The organism is Streptomyces polyasparticus, from assembly GCF_014493765.1.
GTDB classification, from domain to species: domain Bacteria; phylum Actinomycetota; class Actinomycetes; order Streptomycetales; family Streptomycetaceae; genus Streptomyces; species Streptomyces polyasparticus.
Genome location: NZ_JACTVJ010000005.1, coordinates 288,421 through 310,528 on the forward strand (window position 1 = coordinate 288,421; position 22,108 = coordinate 310,528).

25 protein-coding genes, 1 pseudogene and 1 riboswitch are annotated in these 22,108 nt (G+C 70.6%); of the genes and pseudogenes, 14 read left to right on the forward strand and 12 right to left on the reverse strand.

What is annotated here, in order from left to right:
* The first annotated feature begins 176 nt into the window (after positions 1–176).
* The 3 genes from H9Y04_RS09720 to H9Y04_RS09730 all read left to right on the forward strand — a co-directional run bounded on the left by H9Y04_RS09720 (position 177) and on the right by H9Y04_RS09730 (position 1,949).
* Positions 177–974: an IclR family transcriptional regulator gene (locus H9Y04_RS09720; protein WP_187813334.1), complete on the forward strand. Its 798-nt coding sequence runs from the start codon at positions 177–179 to the stop codon at positions 972–974.
* Positions 975–1,272: 298 nt separating this feature from the next.
* Positions 1,273–1,566: an ArsR/SmtB family transcription factor gene (locus H9Y04_RS09725; protein WP_187813335.1), complete on the forward strand. Its 294-nt coding sequence runs from the start codon at positions 1,273–1,275 to the stop codon at positions 1,564–1,566.
* Positions 1,563–1,949 carry a VOC family protein gene (locus H9Y04_RS09730; protein ID WP_187813336.1) on the forward strand — a complete coding sequence of 129 codons (387 nt, stop codon included), beginning with the start codon at positions 1,563–1,565 and terminating at the stop codon, positions 1,947–1,949. Before H9Y04_RS09725 ends, H9Y04_RS09730 begins: the two co-directional genes overlap by 4 nt.
* A gap of 8 nt (positions 1,950–1,957) precedes the next feature.
* On the opposite strand, the gene H9Y04_RS09735 is transcribed toward H9Y04_RS09730, so the two are convergent.
* Positions 1,958–2,269, reverse strand: coding sequence for a DUF5955 family protein (locus H9Y04_RS09735; protein ID WP_187813337.1), 312 nt, complete (start codon positions 2,267–2,269; stop codon positions 1,958–1,960).
* Positions 2,270–2,424: 155 nt separating this feature from the next.
* The gene (locus H9Y04_RS09740) at positions 2,425–4,449 is read right to left on the reverse strand and encodes a serine/threonine-protein kinase (RefSeq protein WP_187813338.1); all 2,025 of its coding nucleotides are present in this window, start codon (positions 4,447–4,449) and stop codon (positions 2,425–2,427) included.
* A gap of 95 nt (positions 4,450–4,544) precedes the next feature.
* Here H9Y04_RS09740 and H9Y04_RS09745 point away from each other — a divergent pair, with 95 nt between their 5' ends.
* Both H9Y04_RS09745 and aceB read left to right on the forward strand, forming a co-directional pair.
* Positions 4,545–5,153 (forward strand): nucleotidyltransferase family protein, encoded by a 609-nt coding sequence (locus H9Y04_RS09745; RefSeq protein ID WP_187813339.1) that lies wholly within the window; start codon positions 4,545–4,547, stop codon positions 5,151–5,153.
* A 235-nt stretch (positions 5,154–5,388) separates the two neighbouring features.
* Positions 5,389–7,014, forward strand: coding sequence for a malate synthase A (gene aceB, locus H9Y04_RS09750; RefSeq protein ID WP_187813340.1), 1,626 nt, complete (start codon positions 5,389–5,391; stop codon positions 7,012–7,014).
* 120 nt (positions 7,015–7,134) lie between these two features.
* Here aceB and H9Y04_RS09755 read toward each other — a convergent pair whose 3' ends face one another.
* Both H9Y04_RS09755 and H9Y04_RS09760 read right to left on the reverse strand, forming a co-directional pair.
* On the reverse strand, positions 7,135–8,049 hold the full coding sequence (locus H9Y04_RS09755; protein WP_187813341.1) for a HipA family kinase: 915 nt from the start codon (positions 8,047–8,049) through the stop codon (positions 7,135–7,137).
* Positions 8,050–8,071: 22 nt separating this feature from the next.
* Positions 8,072–8,432, reverse strand: a pseudogene (locus H9Y04_RS09760) (formylglycine-generating enzyme family protein); the annotation flags it as partial.
* Between the two features lie 8 nt (positions 8,433–8,440).
* On the opposite strand from H9Y04_RS09760, the gene H9Y04_RS09765 reads away from it, so the two are divergent.
* Positions 8,441–8,581: a hypothetical protein gene (locus tag H9Y04_RS09765; protein WP_187813342.1), complete on the forward strand. Its 141-nt coding sequence runs from the start codon at positions 8,441–8,443 to the stop codon at positions 8,579–8,581.
* Positions 8,582–8,597: 16 nt separating this feature from the next.
* Here H9Y04_RS09765 and H9Y04_RS09770 read toward each other — a convergent pair whose 3' ends face one another.
* On the reverse strand, positions 8,598–9,230 hold the full coding sequence (locus H9Y04_RS09770; RefSeq protein WP_187813343.1) for a winged helix-turn-helix transcriptional regulator: 633 nt from the start codon (positions 9,228–9,230) through the stop codon (positions 8,598–8,600).
* Between the two features lie 116 nt (positions 9,231–9,346).
* Here H9Y04_RS09770 and H9Y04_RS09775 point away from each other — a divergent pair, with 116 nt between their 5' ends.
* Together H9Y04_RS09775 and H9Y04_RS09780 are read left to right on the forward strand one after the other, a co-directional pair.
* The gene (locus H9Y04_RS09775) at positions 9,347–10,555 is read left to right on the forward strand and encodes a pyridoxal phosphate-dependent aminotransferase (RefSeq protein ID WP_187813344.1); all 1,209 of its coding nucleotides are present in this window, start codon (positions 9,347–9,349) and stop codon (positions 10,553–10,555) included.
* On the forward strand, positions 10,552–11,190 hold the full coding sequence (locus H9Y04_RS09780; RefSeq protein ID WP_187813345.1) for a cysteine peptidase family C39 domain-containing protein: 639 nt from the start codon (positions 10,552–10,554) through the stop codon (positions 11,188–11,190). Before H9Y04_RS09775 ends, H9Y04_RS09780 begins: the two co-directional genes overlap by 4 nt.
* Here H9Y04_RS09780 and H9Y04_RS09785 read toward each other — a convergent pair.
* Positions 11,177–11,638, reverse strand: a complete 462-nt coding sequence (locus H9Y04_RS09785; RefSeq protein ID WP_236070698.1) for a LysM peptidoglycan-binding domain-containing protein — start codon at positions 11,636–11,638, stop codon at positions 11,177–11,179. The two genes, H9Y04_RS09780 and H9Y04_RS09785, sit on opposite strands and share 14 nt — an antisense overlap.
* Before the next feature lie 308 nt (positions 11,639–11,946).
* Here H9Y04_RS09785 and H9Y04_RS09790 point away from each other — a divergent pair, with 308 nt between their 5' ends.
* Positions 11,947–12,582, forward strand: coding sequence for a hypothetical protein (locus H9Y04_RS09790; RefSeq protein ID WP_187813347.1), 636 nt, complete (start codon positions 11,947–11,949; stop codon positions 12,580–12,582).
* A 285-nt stretch (positions 12,583–12,867) separates the two neighbouring features.
* A complete protein-coding gene (locus H9Y04_RS09795) occupies positions 12,868–13,296 on the forward strand; it encodes an acyl-CoA thioesterase (RefSeq protein WP_236070736.1) in 429 nt (142 codons plus the stop codon).
* A 27-nt stretch (positions 13,297–13,323) separates the two neighbouring features.
* Here H9Y04_RS09795 and H9Y04_RS09800 read toward each other — a convergent pair whose 3' ends face one another.
* Positions 13,324–14,085 carry a GNAT family N-acetyltransferase gene (locus H9Y04_RS09800; RefSeq protein WP_187813349.1) on the reverse strand — a complete coding sequence of 254 codons (762 nt, stop codon included), beginning with the start codon at positions 14,083–14,085 and terminating at the stop codon, positions 13,324–13,326.
* Positions 14,086–14,159: 74 nt separating this feature from the next.
* Positions 14,160–14,256, forward strand: a riboswitch (ZMP/ZTP riboswitch).
* Between the two features lie 28 nt (positions 14,257–14,284).
* Here H9Y04_RS09800 and H9Y04_RS09805 point away from each other — a divergent pair.
* Positions 14,285–15,145 carry a bifunctional 5,10-methylenetetrahydrofolate dehydrogenase/5,10-methenyltetrahydrofolate cyclohydrolase gene (locus H9Y04_RS09805; RefSeq protein WP_187813350.1) on the forward strand — a complete coding sequence of 287 codons (861 nt, stop codon included), beginning with the start codon at positions 14,285–14,287 and terminating at the stop codon, positions 15,143–15,145.
* A gap of 162 nt (positions 15,146–15,307) precedes the next feature.
* Here the strand turns inward: H9Y04_RS09805 and H9Y04_RS09810 are convergent, their stop codons facing one another.
* The 4 genes from H9Y04_RS09810 to H9Y04_RS09825 form a co-directional block, all read right to left on the reverse strand.
* Positions 15,308–15,691 carry a hypothetical protein gene (locus H9Y04_RS09810; protein WP_187813351.1) on the reverse strand — a complete coding sequence of 128 codons (384 nt, stop codon included), beginning with the start codon at positions 15,689–15,691 and terminating at the stop codon, positions 15,308–15,310.
* A gap of 115 nt (positions 15,692–15,806) precedes the next feature.
* Positions 15,807–16,571: a hypothetical protein gene (locus tag H9Y04_RS46620; RefSeq protein WP_236070699.1), complete on the reverse strand. Its 765-nt coding sequence runs from the start codon at positions 16,569–16,571 to the stop codon at positions 15,807–15,809.
* On the reverse strand, positions 16,568–17,404 hold the full coding sequence (locus H9Y04_RS46625) for an IS1634 family transposase (RefSeq protein ID WP_308800927.1): 837 nt from the start codon (positions 17,402–17,404) through the stop codon (positions 16,568–16,570). Before H9Y04_RS46625 ends, H9Y04_RS46620 begins: the two co-directional genes overlap by 4 nt.
* A 152-nt stretch (positions 17,405–17,556) precedes the next feature.
* On the reverse strand, positions 17,557–18,390 hold the full coding sequence (locus H9Y04_RS09825; RefSeq protein WP_187813352.1) for a hypothetical protein: 834 nt from the start codon (positions 18,388–18,390) through the stop codon (positions 17,557–17,559).
* Between the two features lie 94 nt (positions 18,391–18,484).
* Here H9Y04_RS09825 and H9Y04_RS09830 point away from each other — a divergent pair, with 94 nt between their 5' ends.
* Positions 18,485–18,979 (forward strand): DinB family protein, encoded by a 495-nt coding sequence (locus tag H9Y04_RS09830; RefSeq protein WP_187813749.1) that lies wholly within the window; start codon positions 18,485–18,487, stop codon positions 18,977–18,979.
* Between the two features lie 27 nt (positions 18,980–19,006).
* Here H9Y04_RS09830 and H9Y04_RS09835 read toward each other — a convergent pair whose 3' ends face one another.
* Positions 19,007–19,216, reverse strand: a complete 210-nt coding sequence (locus tag H9Y04_RS09835) for a LamG domain-containing protein (RefSeq protein ID WP_187813353.1) — start codon at positions 19,214–19,216, stop codon at positions 19,007–19,009.
* A 5-nt stretch (positions 19,217–19,221) separates the two neighbouring features.
* On the opposite strand from H9Y04_RS09835, the gene H9Y04_RS09840 reads away from it, so the two are divergent.
* Positions 19,222–19,506 (forward strand): hypothetical protein, encoded by a 285-nt coding sequence (locus H9Y04_RS09840; RefSeq protein WP_187813354.1) that lies wholly within the window; start codon positions 19,222–19,224, stop codon positions 19,504–19,506.
* Positions 19,507–19,604: 98 nt separating this feature from the next.
* Positions 19,605–22,058, forward strand: coding sequence for a polysaccharide lyase 8 family protein (locus tag H9Y04_RS09845; protein ID WP_187813355.1), 2,454 nt, complete (start codon positions 19,605–19,607; stop codon positions 22,056–22,058).
* Positions 22,059–22,108 lie beyond the last annotated feature (50 nt).

Below are 22,108 nucleotides of genomic sequence, written 5' to 3' on the forward strand. Positions count from 1 at the left end.
GCATCGCCCGCAGCCGGACAAACAGGTCCTGACCGGCCGCTATCCGTGTGACACCCAAACCTCGGGCGCCAGGCGAGACCGATAAGCTGCAGCATTGCCCGCCCGTCACCCTCCGCCGCCCTAGCTGAATCCCTACGGGATGCACCCCTTGATTCAGCGTACGAAAGGACCGCGCCGTGCCGACGTCCAACGCCAGCACCACCGACTCCAAGGCCACCGCAGCTAGCGGCGGTGTCCAGTCCCTCGAGCGCGCCTTCGATCTGCTCGAGCGGATGGCGGACGCCGGCGGCGAGGTCGGCCTCAGCGAGCTCTCCGCCAGCAGCGGACTGCCCCTGCCCACCATCCACCGCCTGATGCGCACCCTGGTGGCCTGCGGCTATGTCCGCCAGCAGACCAACCGGCGCTACTCGCTCGGCCCCCGTCTGATCCGCCTCGGCGAATCGGCCTCGCGCCTGCTCGGCACCTGGGCGCGCCCCTACCTCGCGCGCCTGGTCGAGGAGACCGGCGAGACCGCGAACATGGCGCTGCTCGACGGCGACGAGATCGTGTACGTGGCGCAGGTGCCGTCCAAGCACTCGATGCGGATGTTCACCGAGGTCGGCCGCCGGGTCCTGCCGCACTCCACCGGTGTGGGCAAGGCGCTGCTCGCGCACACGCCCGCCGAGGAGGTACGGGCGCTGCTCGCCCGCACGGGCATGCCGGCCGCGACCGAGAAGACCCTCACCACGCCCGACACCTTCCTCGACGCGCTCGAAGAGGTGCGCCGTACGGGATACGCGGTGGACGACAACGAGCAGGAGATCGGGGTCCGCTGCCTCGCGGTCTCGGTACCCAACTCCCCCACCGCCGCGGCCATTTCCATCTCGGGCCCGGCGGGCCGCGTGACGGAGGCGGCCACGGACCGCATCGTCCCGATCCTGCAGCAGGTGGCCGCGGAACTCTCGGTGGCCCTGGCCAACACGAACGGCTCCTGACCCGCGCGCACTCTCCCTGAGAGCCTGTCTTTGAACCCCCGTCGTTCGCGCGAAGCGCGGCGCAGCGGCGTTCGGTGCGTGCTCTCGGCGTGCGGCGTCACAGGTCATGTGGCGGAGCCACCTGTCCTGGGGCGCCGTGCGCCGAGAGTGCGTGCCGGGCGTCGGGGCGCAGGCGGGGGTTCAAAGACAGGCTCTCAGGGGTACGCCGATCAGTCGGCGTACCCCTCAGTCATGTCCGGACACCCGGGCTCACCCCCCGACTTGATAGGCAAGTGACAACTTGCCTATCGTGGCGGTCATGTCGGAGGATGTTTTCAAGGCACTGGCCGACCCCACCCGTCGGACCATCCTCGACGAGCTGGCGGAACGGGACGGACAGAGCCTGTTCGAGATCTGCTCGCGCCTGGCCATGAAGCACGAGCTCGCGCTCACCCGCCAGGCGGTCAGCCAGCATCTGGCCGTCCTCGAGACGGCGGGTCTGGTCGTCTCGCGGCGCGAAGGTCGCTACAAGTTCCACGACCTCAATACACAGCCCCTTGAGCAGATCGTCACGCGATGGCTCAGGCCCCGAGCCCCGGAGAGCACCCCATGAAGATCCACATCACCAGCGTCTTCGTCGACGACCAGGCCAAGGCCGAGCGCTTCTACGTGGACAAGCTCGGCTTCGTGAAGAAGCACGACATTCCGCTCGGCGAGGACCGCTGGCTCACCCTGGTCTCGCCCGAGGCACCCGAGGGCACCGAGCTGCTGCTCGAGCCCGGCAAGCACCCCGCCGTACCCCCGTACAAGAACGCGCTGGTCGCGGACGGCATCCCGATCGCCCAGTTCCTGGTCGACGATGTGCACGCCGAGTACAGGCGGCTGCGCGAGCTCGGCGTCACGTTCACGCAGGAGCCGGCCGAGATGGGCACGGTCACGACGGCCGTCCTGGACGACACCTGCGGGAACCTGATCCAGATCATCCACATGAACTGAGGCGCTCCTCAGTCACCCGAACCGAGGCGCTCCACCGCTTCCCGTACCGCGGCGAGGGCGGGCGCGAGTGCGCTCACCGAGCCGATCGAGCCGACGACGAGCAGCAGGGAGCGGCGCAGCCGGGCGGGCTCGGGTGCGCCGCCGAGCGCCATCGCGTGCAGCGTCGCGAGTTCGTCCTCGGCGATCCCCCGGTCGGGGAACTCCGCCGGATGGCCGACCAGTTCACGGCGCAGCCTGGACACGGCGGTGAGCAGCTCGCCCACCCGCGCGTCCTCGCCGCTGTCCGTCACCGGCCGCCTCTGCCCCACGCTCTTCAACACAGTCGATCCCCCATCGCACGCCGTTGTGCGGTTTTCCTGCCTGTACGCGTTCGTGTTCGTCTTCGCCGAGCGTCCGGGTGGTGGTCAGCCACCCCGGCGCGGGCCGGTGAACGCCACCGGGCGCGCAGGGCGCCACCGCGGTCGCGCAGATCGTGTCAGTTCGTCGGCTGGGCGTCGAGCGCGTTGCGCCACAGCGTGACGTCGAGCGTGACGTAGTCGCTCGGGTCGGACTGCGGTGAGCTGCCCTTGTAGGTGACGAGTGCGATGTGCCCGGACGAGGTCCGCACGCAGATCCGGGAGCCCTTGGAGATGCGGTCGAAGGTCACCACCTCCGCGTAGCGCGTCTCGTCACGGCAGGTCTGCAGGGTCCCTTCCTGTGCGTTGTTGAGCAGGATGAGCTTGTTGCCCGTGTAGTCGCCGATCTCCAGCGACCGCTTGCTGTCCTCCTCGCTGTACTCGAGATCGGCCTCCCCGTCGTTGAGATTGACCGGCTTCAGATCGTCGGCGGAGAAGAACAGCTCGTAGTCGTAGGGGACCTCGATGTCCTTGTAGTCCACGGGCGTCGGGTTCGGCACCGCCTGTCCGCCGTCGACGGTGCTCTCCTGCGGCGAGGGCGTGTCCGAAGCCGTCGGCTCGTCGGTGGCCGGATCGGCCGACGGCGCCGACGGCTGGTTGTTGCCGTCCGAGGACGCCTGCTCCTTCTTTCCGTCGTCGTTCTTCAGCGCGAAGTAGGCGCCGCCCGCGCCACCGGCGGCCAGGACGATGACCGCGGCGATCGCGAGGGGCAGGAACCCGCGCTTCTTCTTCGCCGGGGCGGACGGCGTCTGAGCCGCGGGCACCCCGCCCTGCCCGTGGTACGCCGCCGGCGGGGGTGCCGCGTGGTGGGAGGCCGGCGCCGGCTCGCGCAGCGCCGCCGTGTCGTAGGCGTTGGGCCCGAACCCCGGCGGCGGGGTGGACGGGCCGGCCTGCCGGGTCGGCGGGGGCGTCGGCGCAGGGTCCGCGGGCGGCTGCTGGTGCTGGGCCACCGGCGGCGGGGTGTGCTCCCCCGGCGCGTGTTGAGCCGGGTTCATGGACTGCTGAGCCACGGGCTGGTGCGGCGGAGCCGCCGGGGCGGCTGCCGGCGCCTGGACCGGAGCCGCGACCGGCGGCTGCACCGGGGTGTTCGGCAGATACGCGGGCGGCTGGGCCGGCGCCTGGGCCGGCGGGGCGGGGGCGGGCGCGACCGCCGGCGGGGTCTGCGCGACGGGCGGCGGCGGGGTCTGTGCCGGGGCCGGGGCCGCCGCGCGCTGGGTGATGTCCGCCGCGACCGCGTGCGGCAGCCAGTCCTCCGGGCGGCGCAGGACCGTCTCCGCGTTCGCCGCCTGGCAGAGCGCGATGACCTCCATCACGGAGGGCCGCGCCGCCGGGCCCTTGGCCAGGCAGCGGGTCACCAACTCCCGCAGGTCCTCGGGGAGTTCGGTGAGATCCGGCTCCTCGTGCACGATGCGGTAGAGGACGCCGTGCGAGGTGCCCTCGCCGAAGGCGGGCTTCCCGATCGCGGCGTACGCCGCGACCTGGCCGAGCGCGAACACATCCGTGGCCGGGGTGCACGGCCGCCCCGCCGCCTGCTCGGGCGCCATGAACGAGGGCGTGCCGATGGTGACGCCGCTGCCGGTGAGCGAGGTGGCGTCCGCGGCGCGCGCGATCCCGAAGTCGATGACGCGCGGCCCGTCGGCGGCGAGCAGCACATTGGACGGCTTGAGGTCGCGGTGCACGATCCCGGCGCCGTGGATCACATGGAGCGCCTCCGCGATCCCCGCCACGAGCAGCAGCACCGTCTCCACGGGCAGCTTCCCGTGCTCGACGACCGCCGCGGACAGCGCGGGCCCGGGCACATAGGCCGTGGCCAGCCAGGGGTTGTGACCCTCGGCGTCGCTGTCGATGACCGGCGCGGTGTAGAGACCCTGCACCCGCTGGGCCGACTGCACCTCCTGGCGGAAGCGGCGGCGGAACTCGGCGTCCTCGCTCAGCTCCGGCCTGATGACCTTGATCGCGACCGGCCGGCCGCCCGGCGTATAGGAGAGATAGACCTTGCCCATACCGCCGGAGCCGAGCTTCGCGCTGATCCGGTAGCCGGCGACGGCCTGTGGATCGTCGCCCTCCAGCGGTTTGAACACGCCGTCGGCTTCGTGATTGCGCATCAATTCCCGTTCCCCACCGTGCACTTGCTCCACCCGAGACGAGCGGAACCCTATCCGAACCGGGCCGCGCGGGGGCCGTGCGGTATGCCTTTGGTATGGCACCTACACACAAAAGCGCCCCGGTCGTCGGACTGCTGCTCGCGGCGGGCGGCGGACGCCGGCTCGGCGGCCGGCCCAAGGCCCTGCTCACCCACCGGGGCCGGCCGCTGGTGGAGCACGCGGTCGGGGTCCTGCGCGCGGGCGGTATCGAGCGGGTCCATGTGGTGCTCGGCGCGCAGGCCGCCGATGTGCGGGAGCGGGCGGAGCTGCCCGGCTGCGTCCTGGTCGACAACCCGGACTGGGCCGACGGCATGGGCTCCTCGCTGCGGGCCGGCCTCGCCTCGCTCGCGGACACGGACGCGCGGGCCGCCCTCGTATCGCTGGTGGATCAGCCGGGAATCGGGGCGCAGGCGGTGGCGCGGGTGGTGGGCTCGTACGACGATGAGGGTTCGCTGGTGACTGCGGTGTATGAAGGGGTACGCGGACATCCCACGCTCTTCGGACGTCGGCACTGGACGGACATCGCGGCCGGTGCGACCGGCGACCAGGGTGCGCGGGCGTACCTGAAGGCCCATGCGGGCGAGATCACCACCGTCGAGTGCGGCGATGTGGCGCAGCCGTACGACATCGACACCGAGGCGGATCTGGCGCACCTCGAACCGTAGGCCGCGGAAGCCGATCGCGGGAAGTGATCGCCATGGCACTCAGAGCCATGGTCGCTCGACCCGGAGAATCTCGACATCAACAAACCATTGAACTTCCACCATGAGGAAACTACTATCCACTGGTCAGAAGCGCCCCGCCCCAATCACCCGGTGGCCGGCGGCCCCAGGACCCGACCAAGGGCCTGACGGCACTCAGTGCCGCGCAAGGCTCCCCCGCTGAAGGAAGTGACAGCTCATGTCCGCACCAGCGCCGTCCCCGCTGGCCATCGTCGACGCCGAGCCCCTGCCCCGGCAGGAAGAGGTCCTCACGGATGCGGCCCTCGCCTTTGTGGCCGAGCTGCACCGCCTGTTCACGCCGCGGCGTGACGAGCTCCTTGCCCGCCGCGGAGAGCGCCGCGCCGAGATCGCCCGCACCTCCTCCCTCGACTTCCTGCCCGAGACCGCGCACATCCGCGGTGACGACTCGTGGAAGGTCGCCCCCGCTCCGGCCGCCCTGAACGACCGCCGTGTCGAGATCACCGGTCCGACCGACCGCAAGATGACCATCAACGCCCTGAACTCGGGCGCGAAGGTCTGGCTCGCGGACTTCGAGGACGCCTCGGCGCCGACCTGGGAGAACGTGGTCCTCGGCCAGGTCAACCTGATGGACGCGTACAACCGGAACATCGACTTCACCGACCCGAAGTCCGGCAAGTCGTACGCCCTCAAGGACGCCGACCGGCTCGCCACCGTCGTGATGCGTCCGCGTGGCTGGCACCTCGACGAGCGCCACCTGGTGGACGAGACCGGCAAGCCGGTCCCGGGTGCGTTCGTCGACTTCGGCCTGTACTTCTTCCACAACGCCAAGCGCCTCATCGAGCTCGGCAAGGGCCCGTACTTCTACCTGCCGAAGACCGAGTCGCACCTCGAAGCGCGCCTGTGGAACGAGATCTTCGTCTTCGCCCAGGACTACGTCGGCATCCCGCAGGGCACCGTCCGCGCCACCGTCCTGATCGAGACGATCACGGCCGCGTACGAGATGGAGGAGATCCTCTACGAGCTGCGCGACCACGCCTCGGGGCTGAACGCGGGCCGCTGGGACTACCTGTTCTCGATCGTCAAGAACTTCCGTGACGGCGGCGAGAAGTTCGTCCTGCCGGACCGCAACCTGGTCACGATGACCGCGCCGTTCATGCGCGCGTACACCGAGCTGCTCGTGCGCACCTGCCACAAGCGCGGTGCGCACGCGATCGGCGGCATGGCGGCGTTCATTCCGTCCCGCCGTGACGCCGAGGTCAACAAGGTCGCCTTCGAGAAGGTCCGCGCCGACAAGGACCGCGAGGCCGGCGACGGCTTCGACGGCTCCTGGGTCGCGCACCCGGACCTGGTCCCGATCGCGATGGAGTCCTTCGACAAGGTCCTGGGCGACAAGCCCAACCAGAAGGACCGCCTGCGCGAGGACGTCGCGGTGGCGGCGGGCGACCTGATCGCCATCGACTCGCTGGACGCGAAGCCCACGTTCGGCGGTCTGCAGAACGCCGTCCAGGTCGGCATCCGCTACATCGAGGCCTGGCTGCGCGGCCTGGGCGCCGTCGCCATCTTCAACCTGATGGAGGACGCGGCCACCGCGGAGATCTCGCGCTCGCAGATCTGGCAGTGGATCAACGCGGGCGTGGTCTTCGAGAACGGCAAGACCGCCACGGCCGAACTGGCCCGTGAGGTCGCCGCCGAGGAGCTGGCGAACATCAAGGCCGAGATCGGCGAGGAGGCCTTCGCGGCCGGCCACTGGCAGCAGGCCCACGACCTGCTGCTCCAGGTCTCGCTCGACGCGGACTACGCGGACTTCCTGACGCTGCCGGCGTACGAGCAGCTCGCCGGCTGAGCCTCACCATGTCCGGTCCGAGGGGCCCTGGGAGCTTCCCTGGGCCCCTCGTCGTTTACGGCTGTCCCGCCGCATCCGGACTTCGTTCGGATCGCCTCGAACCCCGGCGGGGCCGAATCATCACTCCGTGCGCAGAGACCAGTCGCGCTCGGCGGATGGCTTGCCGTGCAGGTTCGGGACCTGTTTGAGCCAGTCCGGGCGCCCCCGCCGGGTCGCGGCCGCACGGCGTGCGTCCGCCGCCGCGAGCTCGTCGCGCGTGGGGAAGTCCGTCGGCAGCCAGGACGCCGAACTGCGGGCGCGGGCAAGGAGGTACGCGACGTACGCGTCCCGTACGTCATCGGGTGTGGCGAAGCCCGGCTCCTGCGCCAGCCACGCGTCCGGGATCAGCGCGACCACCTCGCGCAGCAGCCCCTCGGTCACCTTCGGTGCGAGCTCCGCGTCCGCCGCCCTCGTATCGGGGCCGTAGCCGCCCAGCGCGTGGTGCTTGAAGTCGTACGTCCTGTCGGGGGCCGAGTCGTCCCAGCGGTGGTGGAAGACGAGGGCCGCGCCGTGGTCGATCAGCCAGAGCTTGGCCGGGGCGGTGCCGAAGGTGGGCCAGACCATCAGGTTCGAACTGTGCACCGTGCGGTCGACGTTGACCGTGAGGGCGTCCAGCCAGACGATCCGGCCCGCTTCGAGCGGGTCGACGGGGAAGTCGGCGGCGACCTCCGGGGTGAAGTCGGCCGCGCCCGGCAGGAAGTCCATGCCGAGGTTCACTCCGGCGCTGGCCTTCAGGATGTCCTGGACCTCCTGGTGGGGCTCGTCCGCGGCGATCGACGGATCGAACCGGGCGAGCACCAGCTCGGGGAACCGCAGGCCGAGCCGGCGCGCCAGCTCCCCCACCAGGATCTCCGCCACCAGCGCCTTCACACCCTGTGCGGCCCCCGTGAACTTCAGCACGTACGTGCCCAGATCGTCGGCCTCGACGACTCCGGGGACGGAGCCGCCGGTGCGCAGCGGGTTCAGGTAGCGGGTTGCGGTGACTTCTCTGAGCACCTGATCAGGCTATACGGCTCCTTCAGGCGTCGTTCGCGCAGCGGAAGCCCAGGTTGGCCGAGGACGAGTCCGGGGTGTTCGAGGAGCGGGCGGCCACCCGGTAGCGGTTGCAGTACGAGTCGTGGCACAGGTAGGAGCCGCCGCGCAGGACGCGGGTCGTGCCGGTGGACGGGCCGCGCGGGCGTCGGGCGAGGACTCCCCAGATGGCCGTCCTCGGCGGTGTTGTGGTCGGGGAGGCGGCCCTGCCAGATGTCGCAGCGCCAGCGGCCGTCCGGGGTGAGCTCGTCGCCCCAGGCGTAGCGTTTCCCGGCGAGACCGCCGCGGGCGGCGAACTCCCACTCGGCCTCCGTGGGCAGCCGTTTCCCGGCCCATCGCGCGTACGCGGTCGTCCATGGCGCAGGACTACGGCCCGGACAAGAAGCCGTGGATCCTCAACCCGGTCTACGCGAACCGGACCGTGCGCCCGCACGCGGACGGCACGCCCGGACGCAACGCCTGGTTCGACAGTTTCAGGGCGCTGCAGCAGGCGTGATCCACCGGTACGAGGATCAGGCCTCGCCCAGGAGAGCCTTCGCCAAGGGCCCGTCGCCGCTGACGCGGGCCGTCCCCTCCCGGACGGCTCGCGCCAGGTCGGTCTCGCCGCGCGCGAGACGCTCCCCGAGGTCGCCGTGGAGTGCGATGCGCGCGTCGGCCTGCGCCACGGCCCCCTCCCCGTACAAGGGCTCGCCCGCCTCCACCCGTACGTGGAACAGGCCCTCGTCGAGCCGGACTTCGACCACTCCCGGCTCGCCAAGGGCCGTCAGCTGCCGCAGCAGCGGGAGCGCGAGCCAGTGCGCCCGTACGGCATCGGTGGGCCGGCGCTCGGCCAGCTCGGGGGCGCCCCACTCGCCCAGCGCCTGGAGGACCGGGAGCAAGTCCTGTCCGCGCGGCGTGAGTTCGTAGACGTACGACGAGGAGGGCGCCGGCAGTTTGCGGCGCAGGGCGAGGCCGTCGCGCTCCATGTCCTTCAGGCGCGTGGCCAGCATGTCGGTGCTGACGCCGGGCAAGTCGGCGTGCAGATCGGTGTAGCGGCGCGGCCCCGCGAGGAGTTCACGGACGATCAGGAGCGTCCAGCGGTCCCCCACGAGGTCGAGTGCCCGCGCTGCGGCGCAGTACTGGTCGTAGCTTCGACGGCGTGCCATGAACGGCAGTCTACGTAAGTTGTTGGACTTTCCAAGCGGGTACTTGGTAAAACCAAGTGACACAAGAGTCGCCTGGTGACGCAAGGGTCGCCCGGTCCGCTTGGAGGGGCACGCGCATGGAGTTCCGGCAGTCGAGCAAGCTGAGCGAGGTCTGTTACGAGATCCGCGGCCCGGTCATCGAGCACGCCAACGCGCTCGAGGAGGCAGGCCACAGCGTGCTGCGTCTGAACACCGGCAACCCCGCCCTGTTCGGGTTCGAGGCGCCCGAGGAGATCGTCCAGGACATGATCCGGATGCTCCCGCAGGCCCATGGCTACACGGATTCGCGCGGCATCCTGTCCGCGCGGCGGGCCGTCGCCCAGCGCTACCAGACGCTCGGGCTCGAAGTGGATGTCGACGACGTCTTCCTCGGCAACGGCGTCTCCGAGCTGGTGTCGATGGCGGTGCAGGCGCTGATCGAGGACGGCGACGAAATCCTCATCCCCGCCCCGGACTTCCCGCTCTGGACCGCCGTCACCACGCTCTCCGGCGGCAAGGCGGTGCACTACCTGTGCGACGAGCAGTCGGACTGGTACCCGGATCTGGCCGACATGGAGTCGAAGATCACGGACCGGACCCGGGCCATGGTGATCATCAACCCCAACAATCCGACGGGCGCGGTGTATCCGAAGGAGATCGTCGAGGGCATGCTCGACCTCGCCCGCCGGCACAGCCTGATGGTGTTCGCCGACGAGATCTACGACCAGATCCTCTACGACGACGCCGTCCACCACAGTGCCGCGGCCCTCGCCCCCGACCTCGTCGTGCTGACCTTCTGCGGCCTCTCCAAGACGTACCGCGTGGCGGGATTCCGCTCGGGCTGGCTGGTGATCACCGGTCCGAAGCAGCACGCGAAGGACTACCTGGAGGGCCTGACCATGCTGGCCTCCATGCGCCTGTGCCCCAACGCCCCCGCCCAGTACGCGATCCAGGCCGCGCTCGGCGGCAGGCAGTCCATCAACGAGCTGACCGCGCCCGGCGGCCGGCTGTACGAGCAGCGCAACGTGGTCTGGGAGAAGCTCAACGAGATCCCGGGCGTGAGCTGTGTGAAGCCCAAGGGCGCGCTGTACGCGTTCCCGCGGATCGACCCCAAGGTGCACAACATCGTGGACGACGAGAAGTTCGTCCTCGACCTGCTGCTTCGCGAGAAGATCCAGGTGGTCCAGGGCACGGGCTTCAACTGGCCGCGCCCCGACCATTTCCGGATCCTCACGCTCCCCTACGCTGATGATCTCGACGCCGCGATCAGCCGGATCGGGCGGTTCCTGAGCGGATACCGTCAGTGAGCACGTCCACGGGCCACGTCTGCACCACCTGCGGATTTCCCAGCCATACGCAGTTCGCCTCGCCCGAGTCGGTCCAGCAGATCGCGACCGGGGAACTCAACGCACGGCTCGATCCGGCATGGCCGGAGTCGGGCGCGGCCGATGCCGAGGACTACGCGCGGTGGTGCGGGCATCTGTGCGGTGCGACCTGTCTGCGGATGGCGCTTGGCCCGTCGGCGCCCTCGCTCTTCGAACTCCGGGACGGAGCCGTGAAGTTCGGCGCTTACACGGTGGACGGCGAAGGTGAGATCCGCGGCATGATCTATGCGCCCGCGGTGGATTTCGTACGGGAGGTGTACGGCGTCGAGGGCGAGGTGCACCGGTCGCTGACCGTGGCAGGGATCGGCGAGCTGCTCGACGCGGGCCGCGTGGTGATCGCTTCCGTGCACTATGCGATCCGGCGGCCGCAGGAGCCCTCGCCCGGCCGGGGCGGGCACTTGGTGCTCGTCACCGGCCGGACGGCGGACGGCTTCCACTTCCACAATCCGTCGGGCACGGACGCCGCGACGCGGATGGCGGAGCTGCCGGCCTCGCGCTTCGCGGACTACTTCGCCGGGCGGGGGATGTCGCTCGCCGTCACGGCTACGGGAGCTTGAGCTTCATGCCCGGCTGGATCATGTCGGGGTCGTTCCCGATCGTCTGCTTGTTGAGCGTGTAGAGCTCCTGCCAGCGGCCCATGTCGCCGAGCTCGCGTTCGGCGATGGCGGAGAGCGAGTCGCCGGACTTCACGGTGTACGTACGGGCGCTCTCCTCCTTCGGCGCGGCGGCGGGCTCGGCGGCCTGCCCGGCCGGGGCGGCGGGCTTCGGAGCGGCCTGCGGGGCGGGCGGCGTGATCTTGGCGTCGGCCATCAGCCGGTCCGCCGCCGCCTGGGTGGCGGAGGCCGCCTCCTCGGTGAACTTCGAGTTCGCCTCCGCGCTGGTCCTGACGGGGGACTCGGGCGCGCTCACACCGGCGGACGCCTGCTCCTGCACTTGCTCCTTGACGGCCTCGCCGGCCTTCTCGGCCTTGTCCTTGCCGCCCTTGAACACATCGAAGATTCCCATGGATCCTCCTGGGGGTCGTATCCCCCTGTGCCCCACTGTCGCGCGGAACGGGGGGCTGCGCGCGGGGAGCGGGGGCCGGGGCGCGCTGGGCGTGGGGGTTTCCACGCTGGGTGAGGGGTGTCTGAGGGCGGGGGCTGCGGCGCTGGGTCGGAGGACCGGGCGGGCTGGGAGCAAAGGCGCCGGGGGCAGGAGTGCCGGGGCGCGATTGTCAGTGGGGCGCGGCAGCATGGTCGGCGGGGAGTGGAAGGCGGCTGGGCGTCCGGGCGAGGGCGTCGGCCGCGATGCGTTCGATCGGGAAGGGGGCCCGGATGACAGGGCGGCTGACGGCACCGCTGCGACGCGTGCTGGCGGAGGCCGAGGACGTGACGGGACGGCTCAGCGGGACGGAGGCCCAGCTGGAGACGCTGGCGCGGCACGGTCTGGCCTTCCGGCACGCGCGGCCGCCGCGCGCGTACTTCCTGACGCCGGCGGGACACCGGCTGCGCCAGGAGCTGCTCACCGCGGCGCCGCCGCCGACGGCACGGGCCGCCGCGACGCCCGGCGGGGTGTTCACGGCGCGTACGGGAGCGGAGAGCGAACCGGTGGCGGACGGACCGGCCCGGCTGCGCGAGGTGCACAGCGCCTGGCAAGGGCTGGTCGAACTGCGCCGTATGACCAATCCGGACGGCTCCACGGACCGGCCCTGCGCCTGGGAGCGCGGTCATCTCGTCCAGGCGGCGGCCCTCGCCCTTGAGGCGGGCGACTGCCTGCCGGGCGTGGCCGGCGACGGGGGCTACGTGGTGGCGGACACGCCCCAGCCGGACGCGGTCGAAATACGGTCCGGCGGCGAGGAGGCCGAGCTGGCGTCGTATGCCGATGTGCTGGCCAAGGCGGGATGGCACGTGGGCGAACACCGGGCGCGCGGCCGCGGCAGGGTGCTCCTTGCTTCGCCGCGACGGGTGTGAGCGGGGCCCCGCGCGGGCCGGGCCGGACCGGGCGAAATGACGTCCGGGGCGGGGCGGCGGCGTATGGGAGGGGCGGGCGCGGCGCGGGCCGGGCGAAACGACGTCCAGGGCGGGCGGCGATATCTGTGAGGGGCGGGCGCGGCGCGGGCCGGGCGAAACGACGTCCAGGGTGGGCGGCGGCGTATGGGAGGGGCGGGCGCGGCGCGGGCCGCGGCAGGCGGAATGCCGTGCCGGACACGGCAGTTGGAGCAAGCGGGAGCGACCGGGTACGTGAACGTGAAGGGGATGATCGTGGCGGACGAATTCTTCGTGCCGGTGACCGTTCGCGGCTACGAGACCGATGTGCAGGGCCACCTCAACCAGGCCGTGTATCTCCAGTACGCGGAGCACGCACGCTGGGAGCTGTTCGAGGCGGCGGGCATCCGTCAGCAGGACCTGCAGGCGGCGGGCCTCGGCCCGGTCGTCCTGGAAACGACGATCCGCTACAAGCGGGAGCTGCGCGCGGGCGACAAGGTCGAGGTCACCTGCGCGTTCGCATGGGGCACGGGCAAGACGTTCCGGCTCACGCAGACCATCCGGAAACCGGACGGGACGGTCTCGGCCGAGGTGACGGCCCTGGGCGGCTTCCTGGACCTCAAGGAGCGGCGCCTGATCGCCGAGCCCGCGGCACGCATCGGCGCCCTCGCGAAGGATCCGTCCCGGTTCGGGCTCTGAGACCGCCGGCGGGACACCGGCCGTGCCTCAGTCCCGTTCGAAACAGCTGAAGCGGCCGACGGCGGAGAAGCCCCGTCGCTCGTACCAGCGCCGCGGCCAGTCCGCAGCGTCGGCGGTCAGGAAACGCGTACCGCAGCCGCCGTCGGCGGCCAGGCGCAGAGCCGTGCCCAGGACCACGTCGGCGTAGCCCTTCCTGAGTTGGTCCGGCGCCGTGCACAGATCCTCGATCTGGGCGATGCCCCGCTCGGGATCGAGGTAGAAGTCGGCCCATGAGGCGATCTCGCCCTCCGGCGTGCGGGCAGCGAGGAAGTGCACGATGCCGCCGCGGCGACGGGCCGCCCGCCGGTCGACCAGGTGGCGTACGACCTCGTCCTCCACGTCCGGAAGCGCCGCGCGCCACAGCCGGGTGAGAGGGGTGCGCAGCGCGTCGAGGTCCACCCGCTCCGCGGCCCGGCCATCCGGCGGCACAGGGCCTTCGTGCACCATGACCAGGTAGGCGGAGCGGCTGTACCCGGCCCGGGCCAGTTCCTCCGCGCAGGCCTCCGCGATCGCGTCGTCGAGGACCGTGATCAGTCGGTGCGGCAGATGCCCCAGAACCTCGTCGGCGACGGCCGGCAGCGCCTCAGGGGCGACGGGCGCGTCGATGTAAATCTGGTTGTTCATCCGGGAGTGACCGAAGGTCTCGTCCAACACTGCGAACCCGCCCGGCAGTTCCACGATGCGCTCCGCCTGACGGCGGGCGAAACCGGACAGGAATGCGTCGACCTGCTGCAGCACGGGAGTGGACATGCCCGGAGTGTAGACGGAGGTGTGGCAAGGCCCGGCGCCCTGCGGGGACCGCTCTCCGGGCCGTCGACTACCCTGGAGGCGGCCGTGACTGGCGCTGAGGTGGAGTACCACCGGGGAGCGGCCCGGCGTTTCAGGACGCCGAAGCACCTGCCGCGCGCCTGGGCGATCGAGACCGTATCCGACGCCACAGGAGCACCCCATGACCACCACCCCGCGCACCGCCAATTTCATGGACGGCACCGCCCTCGCCCGCGAGATCGGCGACCGTACCGCGGCCCGGGCCGCAGCCCTCACCGAGCGCACCGGCAAGGCTCCCTGCCTGGCCACCGTCCTCGTCGGCGAGGACCCCGCCTCCGTCACGTACGTGAAGATGAAGCGCAACCGCTGCGCCAAGGCGGGCATCACCTCCCGCCATGTGGAGCTCCCGGCGGACATCACCACCGAGCAGCTCGTGGCCGCGCTCACCGAGCTCTCCGAGGACCCCGACGTGCACGGCATCCTGCTGCAGCACCCGGTCGGCGAGCACATCGACGAGCGGGCCGCGTTCGAGGCGATCGCGCCCGAGAAGGACGTCGACGGCGTGACCATGACGTCCTTCGCGGCGATGGGCTTCGGTCTGCCGGGATTCGAGTCCTGCACCCCCGGCGGCATCATGCGGCTGCTCGACGCGTACGGCGTGGACCCGACCGGCAAGCGCGCCGTGGTCGTCGGGCGCAGCGCGATCCTCGGCAAGCCCGTGGGCCTGCTGCTGCTCGGGCGCAATGCGACGGTGACGTACTGCCACTCCCGTACGGAGAATCTCTCCGAGGTGATCCGCGAGGCGGACATCCTGGTCGCGGCCGTGGGCAAGCCCGAGTTCATCCGCGGCGAGGACATCAAGGACGGCGCGGTCGTCATCGACGCGGGCTACAACCCGGGCAACGTGGGCGATGTGCACTTCGAATCGGCGGCCGAGCGCGCCGGTCTGATCACGCCGGTGCCGGGCGGCGTCGGCCCCATGACGATCGCGGTGCTGCTCGAGCAGACCGTGGATGCGGCGGAGCGTCAGACGGCTGCCTGAGCCCTCGGCAACGTGAGGGGGCGCGGGCCGTCAACTCCCGCGCCCCTCACGGCATCCCGTCTAGCCCCGGACTTCGCGGGTCACCGTTTCAGGTCTGTTGTGGCCGACCGCTCCAGTTGGCCATTTTGGCCGACTGGAGCGCTAAGTTCGGGGGTCGGCCGGTTACGGGGCTGCCTCGCGGAAGAGCGCCAGGAGGGCGCGCGCCTGCGGGGCGCCCGCGTCGAAGAACTGCGTGGCCAGTGCGGGGGGCACGGCGGTTCCATGCATGCGGACCTCATGGCAGCTGAAGCAGAACGCCGCCTCGAACAGCACCAGGTCGAGAGTGTCCGCGTACGCCCGGACACTCCAGCCCGGCGAGAAGCCGCAGCGGTGCTGCTCGCTGCCGGGCAAGCTTTCGATCAAGGCCAGGGCGCTGACGGCCTCGCTCCCGATCCAGTGGGCGCCCACACTGCCGGGATACGGGGTGCCCCGCTTTGTCGGGAGTTCGGAGATCCTTACGACCTCGAGCAGCGCAGCGGCGGCCACGGCTTCGGCGGGGAGCCTCATGTGCGTAGTCTGCCCCCGCCCAGTGTCGGGCGGTGCTCCTGCCTCCATCAATGACAGAAACCGTGCCCGGTTAAAGGGCCGGCTCTCACGCTCACGGGCTGTTTGAAGCGCTCCGTCACATCTGGGGCCAGCGGGTTTGTCCGATGTCGGTGTCGAGGAGATCGAGGAGGTGGAGTTGGACGCCGCGGGTGATCTGGACGGTGGGCGGGTCGGTGATGCTGCCGATCCGCAGGGTCAGTTCGCCGAGGTGGTAGAAGATCATGCGGCCGGTGGGGCGGACGCGGCGGTTGTCGGGGTAGAGGCCGCTCATGGTCTGCTCGGGACCGAGTGCCCGTCTGACCTGCCGCTCGATCAGGCAGAAGACGAGCAGGGCCAGGCAGATGACCTGGATCAGGGCGGCGACGCGCCGGTTGTGCTGCACGAAGACCGGCGCGACCGCGAGGGGCCCTTTGAAGTCGTGGTATCTGCGCTCGACCGCGCCCTGGCCCTTGTAGTGGATCAGGGCCTCGGCCGGGCCTGTCTGGTCGGCGGGGACCGACATCAGCAGTGCGTACCAGCCGTCGACGGCGGCTTCGCCGTCCAGCACATCCTGGTCGAAGTGCCAGGCCAGGGCAGGGACGCCGTCCTCGTTGTCAGTGACGGTCCAGCCCAGACAAGAGGTGACACGGCGCTTGGCGGCGATGACACCGATCCGGGCGACGATCTTCTCCCGGTTCCTGTAGTGGCGTCCGCCGGCCGCAGCGGTGAGCTTGTCCAGGTCTTCCGTGGCCTTGGCCAGGCGTTTGCTGCGGGCGGCATGCCGGCCGGCGGCGTTCGCGGTGGAGTGGACCAGGATCCGGCGCACGGTGAGCGGAGGATCGGTTTTGCGGGGCCCGGTCAAGGTGTGGGTGTCCTCCAGCACGCGGTAGGTCTCGCGCAGCTCGGGCGGCTTGCCCGCCTCCCTCTCCGCGTCCAGTCCACGACGGTGGCCTGCGCGAGATCGAGAACGGCATAGACCTCGTCCTTGACCTGCGCGGCCGGGGCCGGGGCGATGAACTCCACTCCCGCCTGAAGCAGGGCAGCGACGTTGGAGTAGGACACCAGCTTGGAGTCGGCGACCATCAGTAAGCCGCGCTCACCGGCCATGGCCCGCAGGTCCTGCATCGCGCCGACGACCTGGCTGACCTCGGCCGCACCACCACCGAAGACCCGGGCATGGAGCGGGAGGCCGCCGTCGGCCGACACCGCGAGCCCGGCCTGGACCTGCTTCAGATCGAAGCACCGGTCCTTGGGATGCCCGTAGCCGATGACGGGGAAGTCCTCGTCCTGGCCCTGGGCCGGGAAGGCCCCGTGCACGGACATGCTGGTCATGTCCCAGTGCATCCGGGCCACATCGATCCCGAACTCACCGATCGCCCGCGCCCCGACCGTGCCCGCGATGTGCTCCAGGTGCGGAGCGATCGCATCCAGTGCCCGGGCCAGACGATCATCGTTGAGCAGACGGGGCTCGATCCCGAAGACCTCCTCAACCGCCCAGCACCGGGCCCAGTCCTCCACCCGCACCAGCGGCGCGGGCGAGGTCAGCCGGTTGGCCACCAGCGCCTCGATCACCTGCCCGTGCGTCACCAGCGCACTCGCGCCACCCGGACACACCTCGTCGACGATCCCGGCGACATCCAGCCGGCGCAGAAACTCGGCAGCGACAGGCAGAGCGCCCAGACGCTTCTCCACCACGGACGTCACCGCCACTTCAAGGCGCTGACGCTGAGACCGTGGCCGCGGGGACCGGGAAGTCATCGACACACCCCACCCAACGCCACACCTCTGGCACAGGACACCCCCGGACCGGTCACACCATACGAATCAACGACCCGCGAAGTACGGGTCTAGCGCAGCTCCGCCAGCGTCGCCTTGGCGTCGGCGAGCAGCCACTTCTTCACGTCCTCGGCGGACGGGACCTTGCTGTCGCCCGACGACGAGGCGCTGTAGTCGCTCCAGCTCATCCGGAACGTGAACCAGCCCTCGCGGACGTTCACCTCCATCCGGTTGAGCTCGTCGTCCGTGTCGCTGGTCTCCGTCGTCAGCCATGCCTCGTCGCCCATCCCGTCCAGGCGGGTGACGACGGTCTCGGAGCCCTCGTAGTCGTAGTCCTCGTTGGACTTGGCGAGGTCCGCGTACTCCTCCGACGGGTCCGTGGCCTTGTGCCAGGTGGCGTTGTACGTGATGTACGTGCTCGCGTACTCGTCCGTGGACTCCTTGTCCTTCATGTCGATGCTGCAGTAGCTCTGGTCGACCGTCGGGCGCTGCGAGGAGTACTTGGTGACGTCGTTCTTCTCGGTCCCCTTCTCGTAGCGGCCCTCGAACGAGGACAGCTGGGCGACCGAGCACAGGTCCTTCTCGTACGCGTGCCCGCCGAAGTCACCGCTCGCCCACATCTGGCCGGTGGCGAACAGGGTCCCGGCCCAGGCGGCCGAGGCGAGCACGACACCGCCGATTCCCCACACCCAGCCGGGAATTCCCTTGCGCGGCGTGGGCGTGGGTGCCGGGTACTGCGGCCCGAATCCGGGCGGTCCCGCGGGTGGTGCGGCCGACGGCGTCTGCTGCGGGAACGGCGGCGGGGCCTGCTGCGCATACGGGTTGTGCTGTACCGGAGGCTGGGCGGACGGCTGCTGATAGGGGTTCGGCTGCGGCGCTCCGCCGGGTCCGGGTATCGAAGACATAAGGGGAATCTATCCACTCCCGCGGACGGTTCATGCGCAGGGCCGAACCTTCCGGAGCCTGCCGTCCACGGCTTACGGTTCCGCCATGGTGACCATGAAGCCCCGACCCGATCTGCGCCCGCCCGGCCTGAACGCCGACGAGAAGACCACCCTGCTGACCTTCCTCGGCTATCTGCGCGACGCGGTCCTCGCGAAGGCGGCCGGTGTCCCCGAGCCCGCGGTGCGCACACCCGGCGTCCCCTCAGGGACCAGCCTGCTGCAGCTGATCAAGCATCTGACGGCCGTCGAACTCAACTGGTTCGTCTGGGCCTACGCGGGCGAGGGCCGCGAACCGGAGGACGACGAGGTCGCCGTGTCCGAAGCCGACACCGCCGCGGACCTGGCGGATGCCTACCGCGCGGCGATCGCGCGGGCCGACGAAGTCATCGTCGCCTGCACCGACTTGGACCGCCCGGGCGCCCGCTCCCTGCGCGAGACGGCGCCCCCGTCGATGCGCTGGATCCTGGTCCACATGATCGAGGAAACGGCCCGCCACGCCGGTCACGCGGACATCCTGCGCGAGCAGATCGACGGAGCGACCGGACGGTGACCGGGGAGCTCTCCCCGTGGCCGCCGCTCACCGCGCAGCAGGTCGGCGCGTCGACACCGTCACGTCATCCACCAGCATCGGCTTTCCGCTGACGGTGCCCGCGTCGGGGCCGCCGCCGAGCTGGGCGGGCCAGGTGCCGCCCATGACGACGTTCAGGATCAGGAACACGCCGTGCTGTGTCGCGTCCTGCCAGGCCTGTGCGCCCAACTCGCCCTCGGTGACGCGGTGGTGGAGCACTGCCGTTGATCTGCTCCATCACATCGACCTCGCCCCACTGCGGCCGGCCCTTCACGCAGAAGCCCTTCCTCATCCCCGAGACGGGCTCCGAGCCGGGCGGCCGCAAGCCGGCCGACATCAACAGCCTGTTCCAGGGCGTCGACTCGCGCGATGACGTGCTCGGCTGCATCTGGTTCAACATCGACAAAGAGAGCAACTGGCGCATCGACAGCAGCTCTCAGGCGGAACAGACCTTCCGTAAGAATGCCGCGGACGACGCGTTCGGGTTCAACCCGAGCAGCGCCCACTGACGATCGAAACGATCAACTGAGTACGTTCTATTGAGCGTTTGAGCGAACGCGTGCTAGAAACCGCTTGCCCCAGTCGTGCGTCCCCCCGGAGTTCTCCCATGACTGCACCGTCGACGTACTGGTCCCGCCGCGGTTTCCTCACCACCTCCGGCGGCACTGCGCTAGCTCTCGGTCTCACCGGCACGTTCACCGCGGGCAGCGCGCACGCGCTGCCCGCCGAGGCCGCTGCCGAGGACTTCGCGGCGCTGCGCGCCAAGTGGCGGACGCTGATACTCGGCGAGGGCTTCAGCCCGGCCGCGGAGCCCTTCAAGTCCAAGCTCGCCACGCTCGGCACGAACGCCAAGGCCAACTGGGACACGATGGCCCCGGCCGACGGTTCGCTGTGGCCCGGCATGGTCTACAAGGACCCCGAGCCGGACACCGACCAGGAGTCGTACGGCTTCTCCGGCCAGATCCAGTCGAGCTTCGGCAAGCTCTACACGATGGCCGAGGCCTATGCGCAGCCCGGCACCGGCCTGACGGGCGACGCCGGTCTCAAGGACGCGGTGATCACCGGCGTCGAGCACCTGTACACCCAGGTCTACAACGAGAACCAGGCCCGCTACGGCAACTGGTACAACTGGCAGATCGGCGCCCCGCAGTCCCTGATGGACATCGCGGTGCTGCTCTTCGAGCACTTCACGGCCGAGCAGATAGCCAAGTACTGCCGGGCCGTCGACCACTTCGTGCCCGACTCCGTGATGGACAACTACACCGGCACGAGCACCGGCGCCAACCGCGTGGACCTGTGCCGCGCGATGATCCTGCGCGGTGTCGTCGGCGGCAGCGAGCAGAAGATCACGCTCGGCCGCGACTCCCTCTCCCCCGTCTTCCCGTTCGTCACCAAGGGCGACGGCTACTACGCCGACGGCTCGTTCATCCAGCACACCTCGATCCCGTACATCGGCGGCTACGGCGCCGTGCTGAACGACGGCCTCGGCCGGCTCTTCGCCCTCCTGCGCGGCTCCGCCTGGCAGGTCACCGACCCGGGCGCGCAGCAGTTCCTCGACACGGTCGAGATGGCGATCGCGCCGTTCGTCTACAACGGCCTGATGATGGACAACGTGTCCAGCCGGGGCGTCAGCCGCGGTCTGGTCGCGAGCGACCCCTTCCAGCTGCCGCAGGACGACCACAACCGCTCGCACGGCGTGATGGGTTCGATCGTGCTGCTCGGCAAGGGCGCGAGCCCCGAGCAGCAGGCCCGCTGGAACGCGATGGTCAAGGGCTGGATGCGCCGCGACTACTACGGCACGGCCCTGGCGAACCCCAAGCTCAGCCTCCTGCGCACCTCTCAGCTGTACGAGCTGGAGGCGGACGACTCGGTCAAGCCGGCCCCCGAGCCGGTCGAGCACCGGGTGTTCCCCAACATGGACCGGCTCACACACCGCCGCCGCGACTGGGCCGCGTCCCTGTCCATGGCCTCGACCCGGATCTCCCACTACGAGACCGGCAACGGCGAGGGTCTGCGGATGTGGCACACCGGCTCCGGCTGGCTGCAGTGGTGGGGCGCCGACCACGGACTGGAGCAGTACTCCGACCACTACTGGCCGACCGTCGACCCGTACCGCCTGCCCGGCATCACCGTCTCCAAGAAGCCGCTGACCGACGGCCAGGGCGGCGACTGGGCGGGCCCGCGGCCGGACTTCGCCTGGGTGGGCGGGGTCACGGACGGCGAGTTCGGCACGACGGGCCAGCAGCTGCGCGGGATCTTCTCGACGATGACCGCGAAGAAGGCGTGGTTCTGGCTGGACGACGCGATCGTCTGTCTCGGCGCCGGCATCACGTCCACGGACGGCGCGGGCGTGGAGACCGTGGTCGACAACCGCAACCTCGGCGCGTCGGGCGAGCCCCGGCTGCTGCTCGACGGCGTACCGCAGCCCGCCACGCAGGGCTGGAACACCAAGCGGAAGACCGGCTGGGCCCATGTCGCCGGGCACGCCGGCTATGTCTTCCCCGGCGGTACGGTGCTGAACGTGCTGCGCGAGGAGCGCACCGGCGCGTGGAAGGACGTCAACCGGGGCAGCTCGCCCAAGGAGTTCACCCGCCGCTATCTCACCCTGTGGCAGGACCACGGCGCCGACCCCGCCGACGCCTCGTACTCCTACGTCATGCTGCCGGGCGCGAGCGCGGCCCGCACCGCGGCCCGCGCCTTGGACCGCGACTGGCTGGAGATCACCGCCAACTCCCCGCAGCAGCAGGGAATCCGGGTGCCCTCGCTCGGCTTCACCGGCGTGAACTTCTGGGCGGCCGGGACCGTCGGCAAGGTCACGGCGAGCGCACCGGTGTGCGTGCAGATCCGTGAGAAGCGGGACGGCACGGCGACGATCTGCGTCGCGGACCCTTCCCGTACGGTCACGGGTCTCACGCTCACCTGGAAGCGGCCCGTGAAGTCCGTGACCGCCAAGCCGGGGGCCGTGACCTCGGTGGAGACGGGCCGCGAGCTGGTGCTCACCTTCGGGGATCTGAGCGGCAGTTACGGCGCCACGCACAAGATCCAGGTCCGTACCGTCTGACCGTTTGACCGTTCACCCCTCCCCCGCCCCACCCGTGCCGCAGGGCGGCG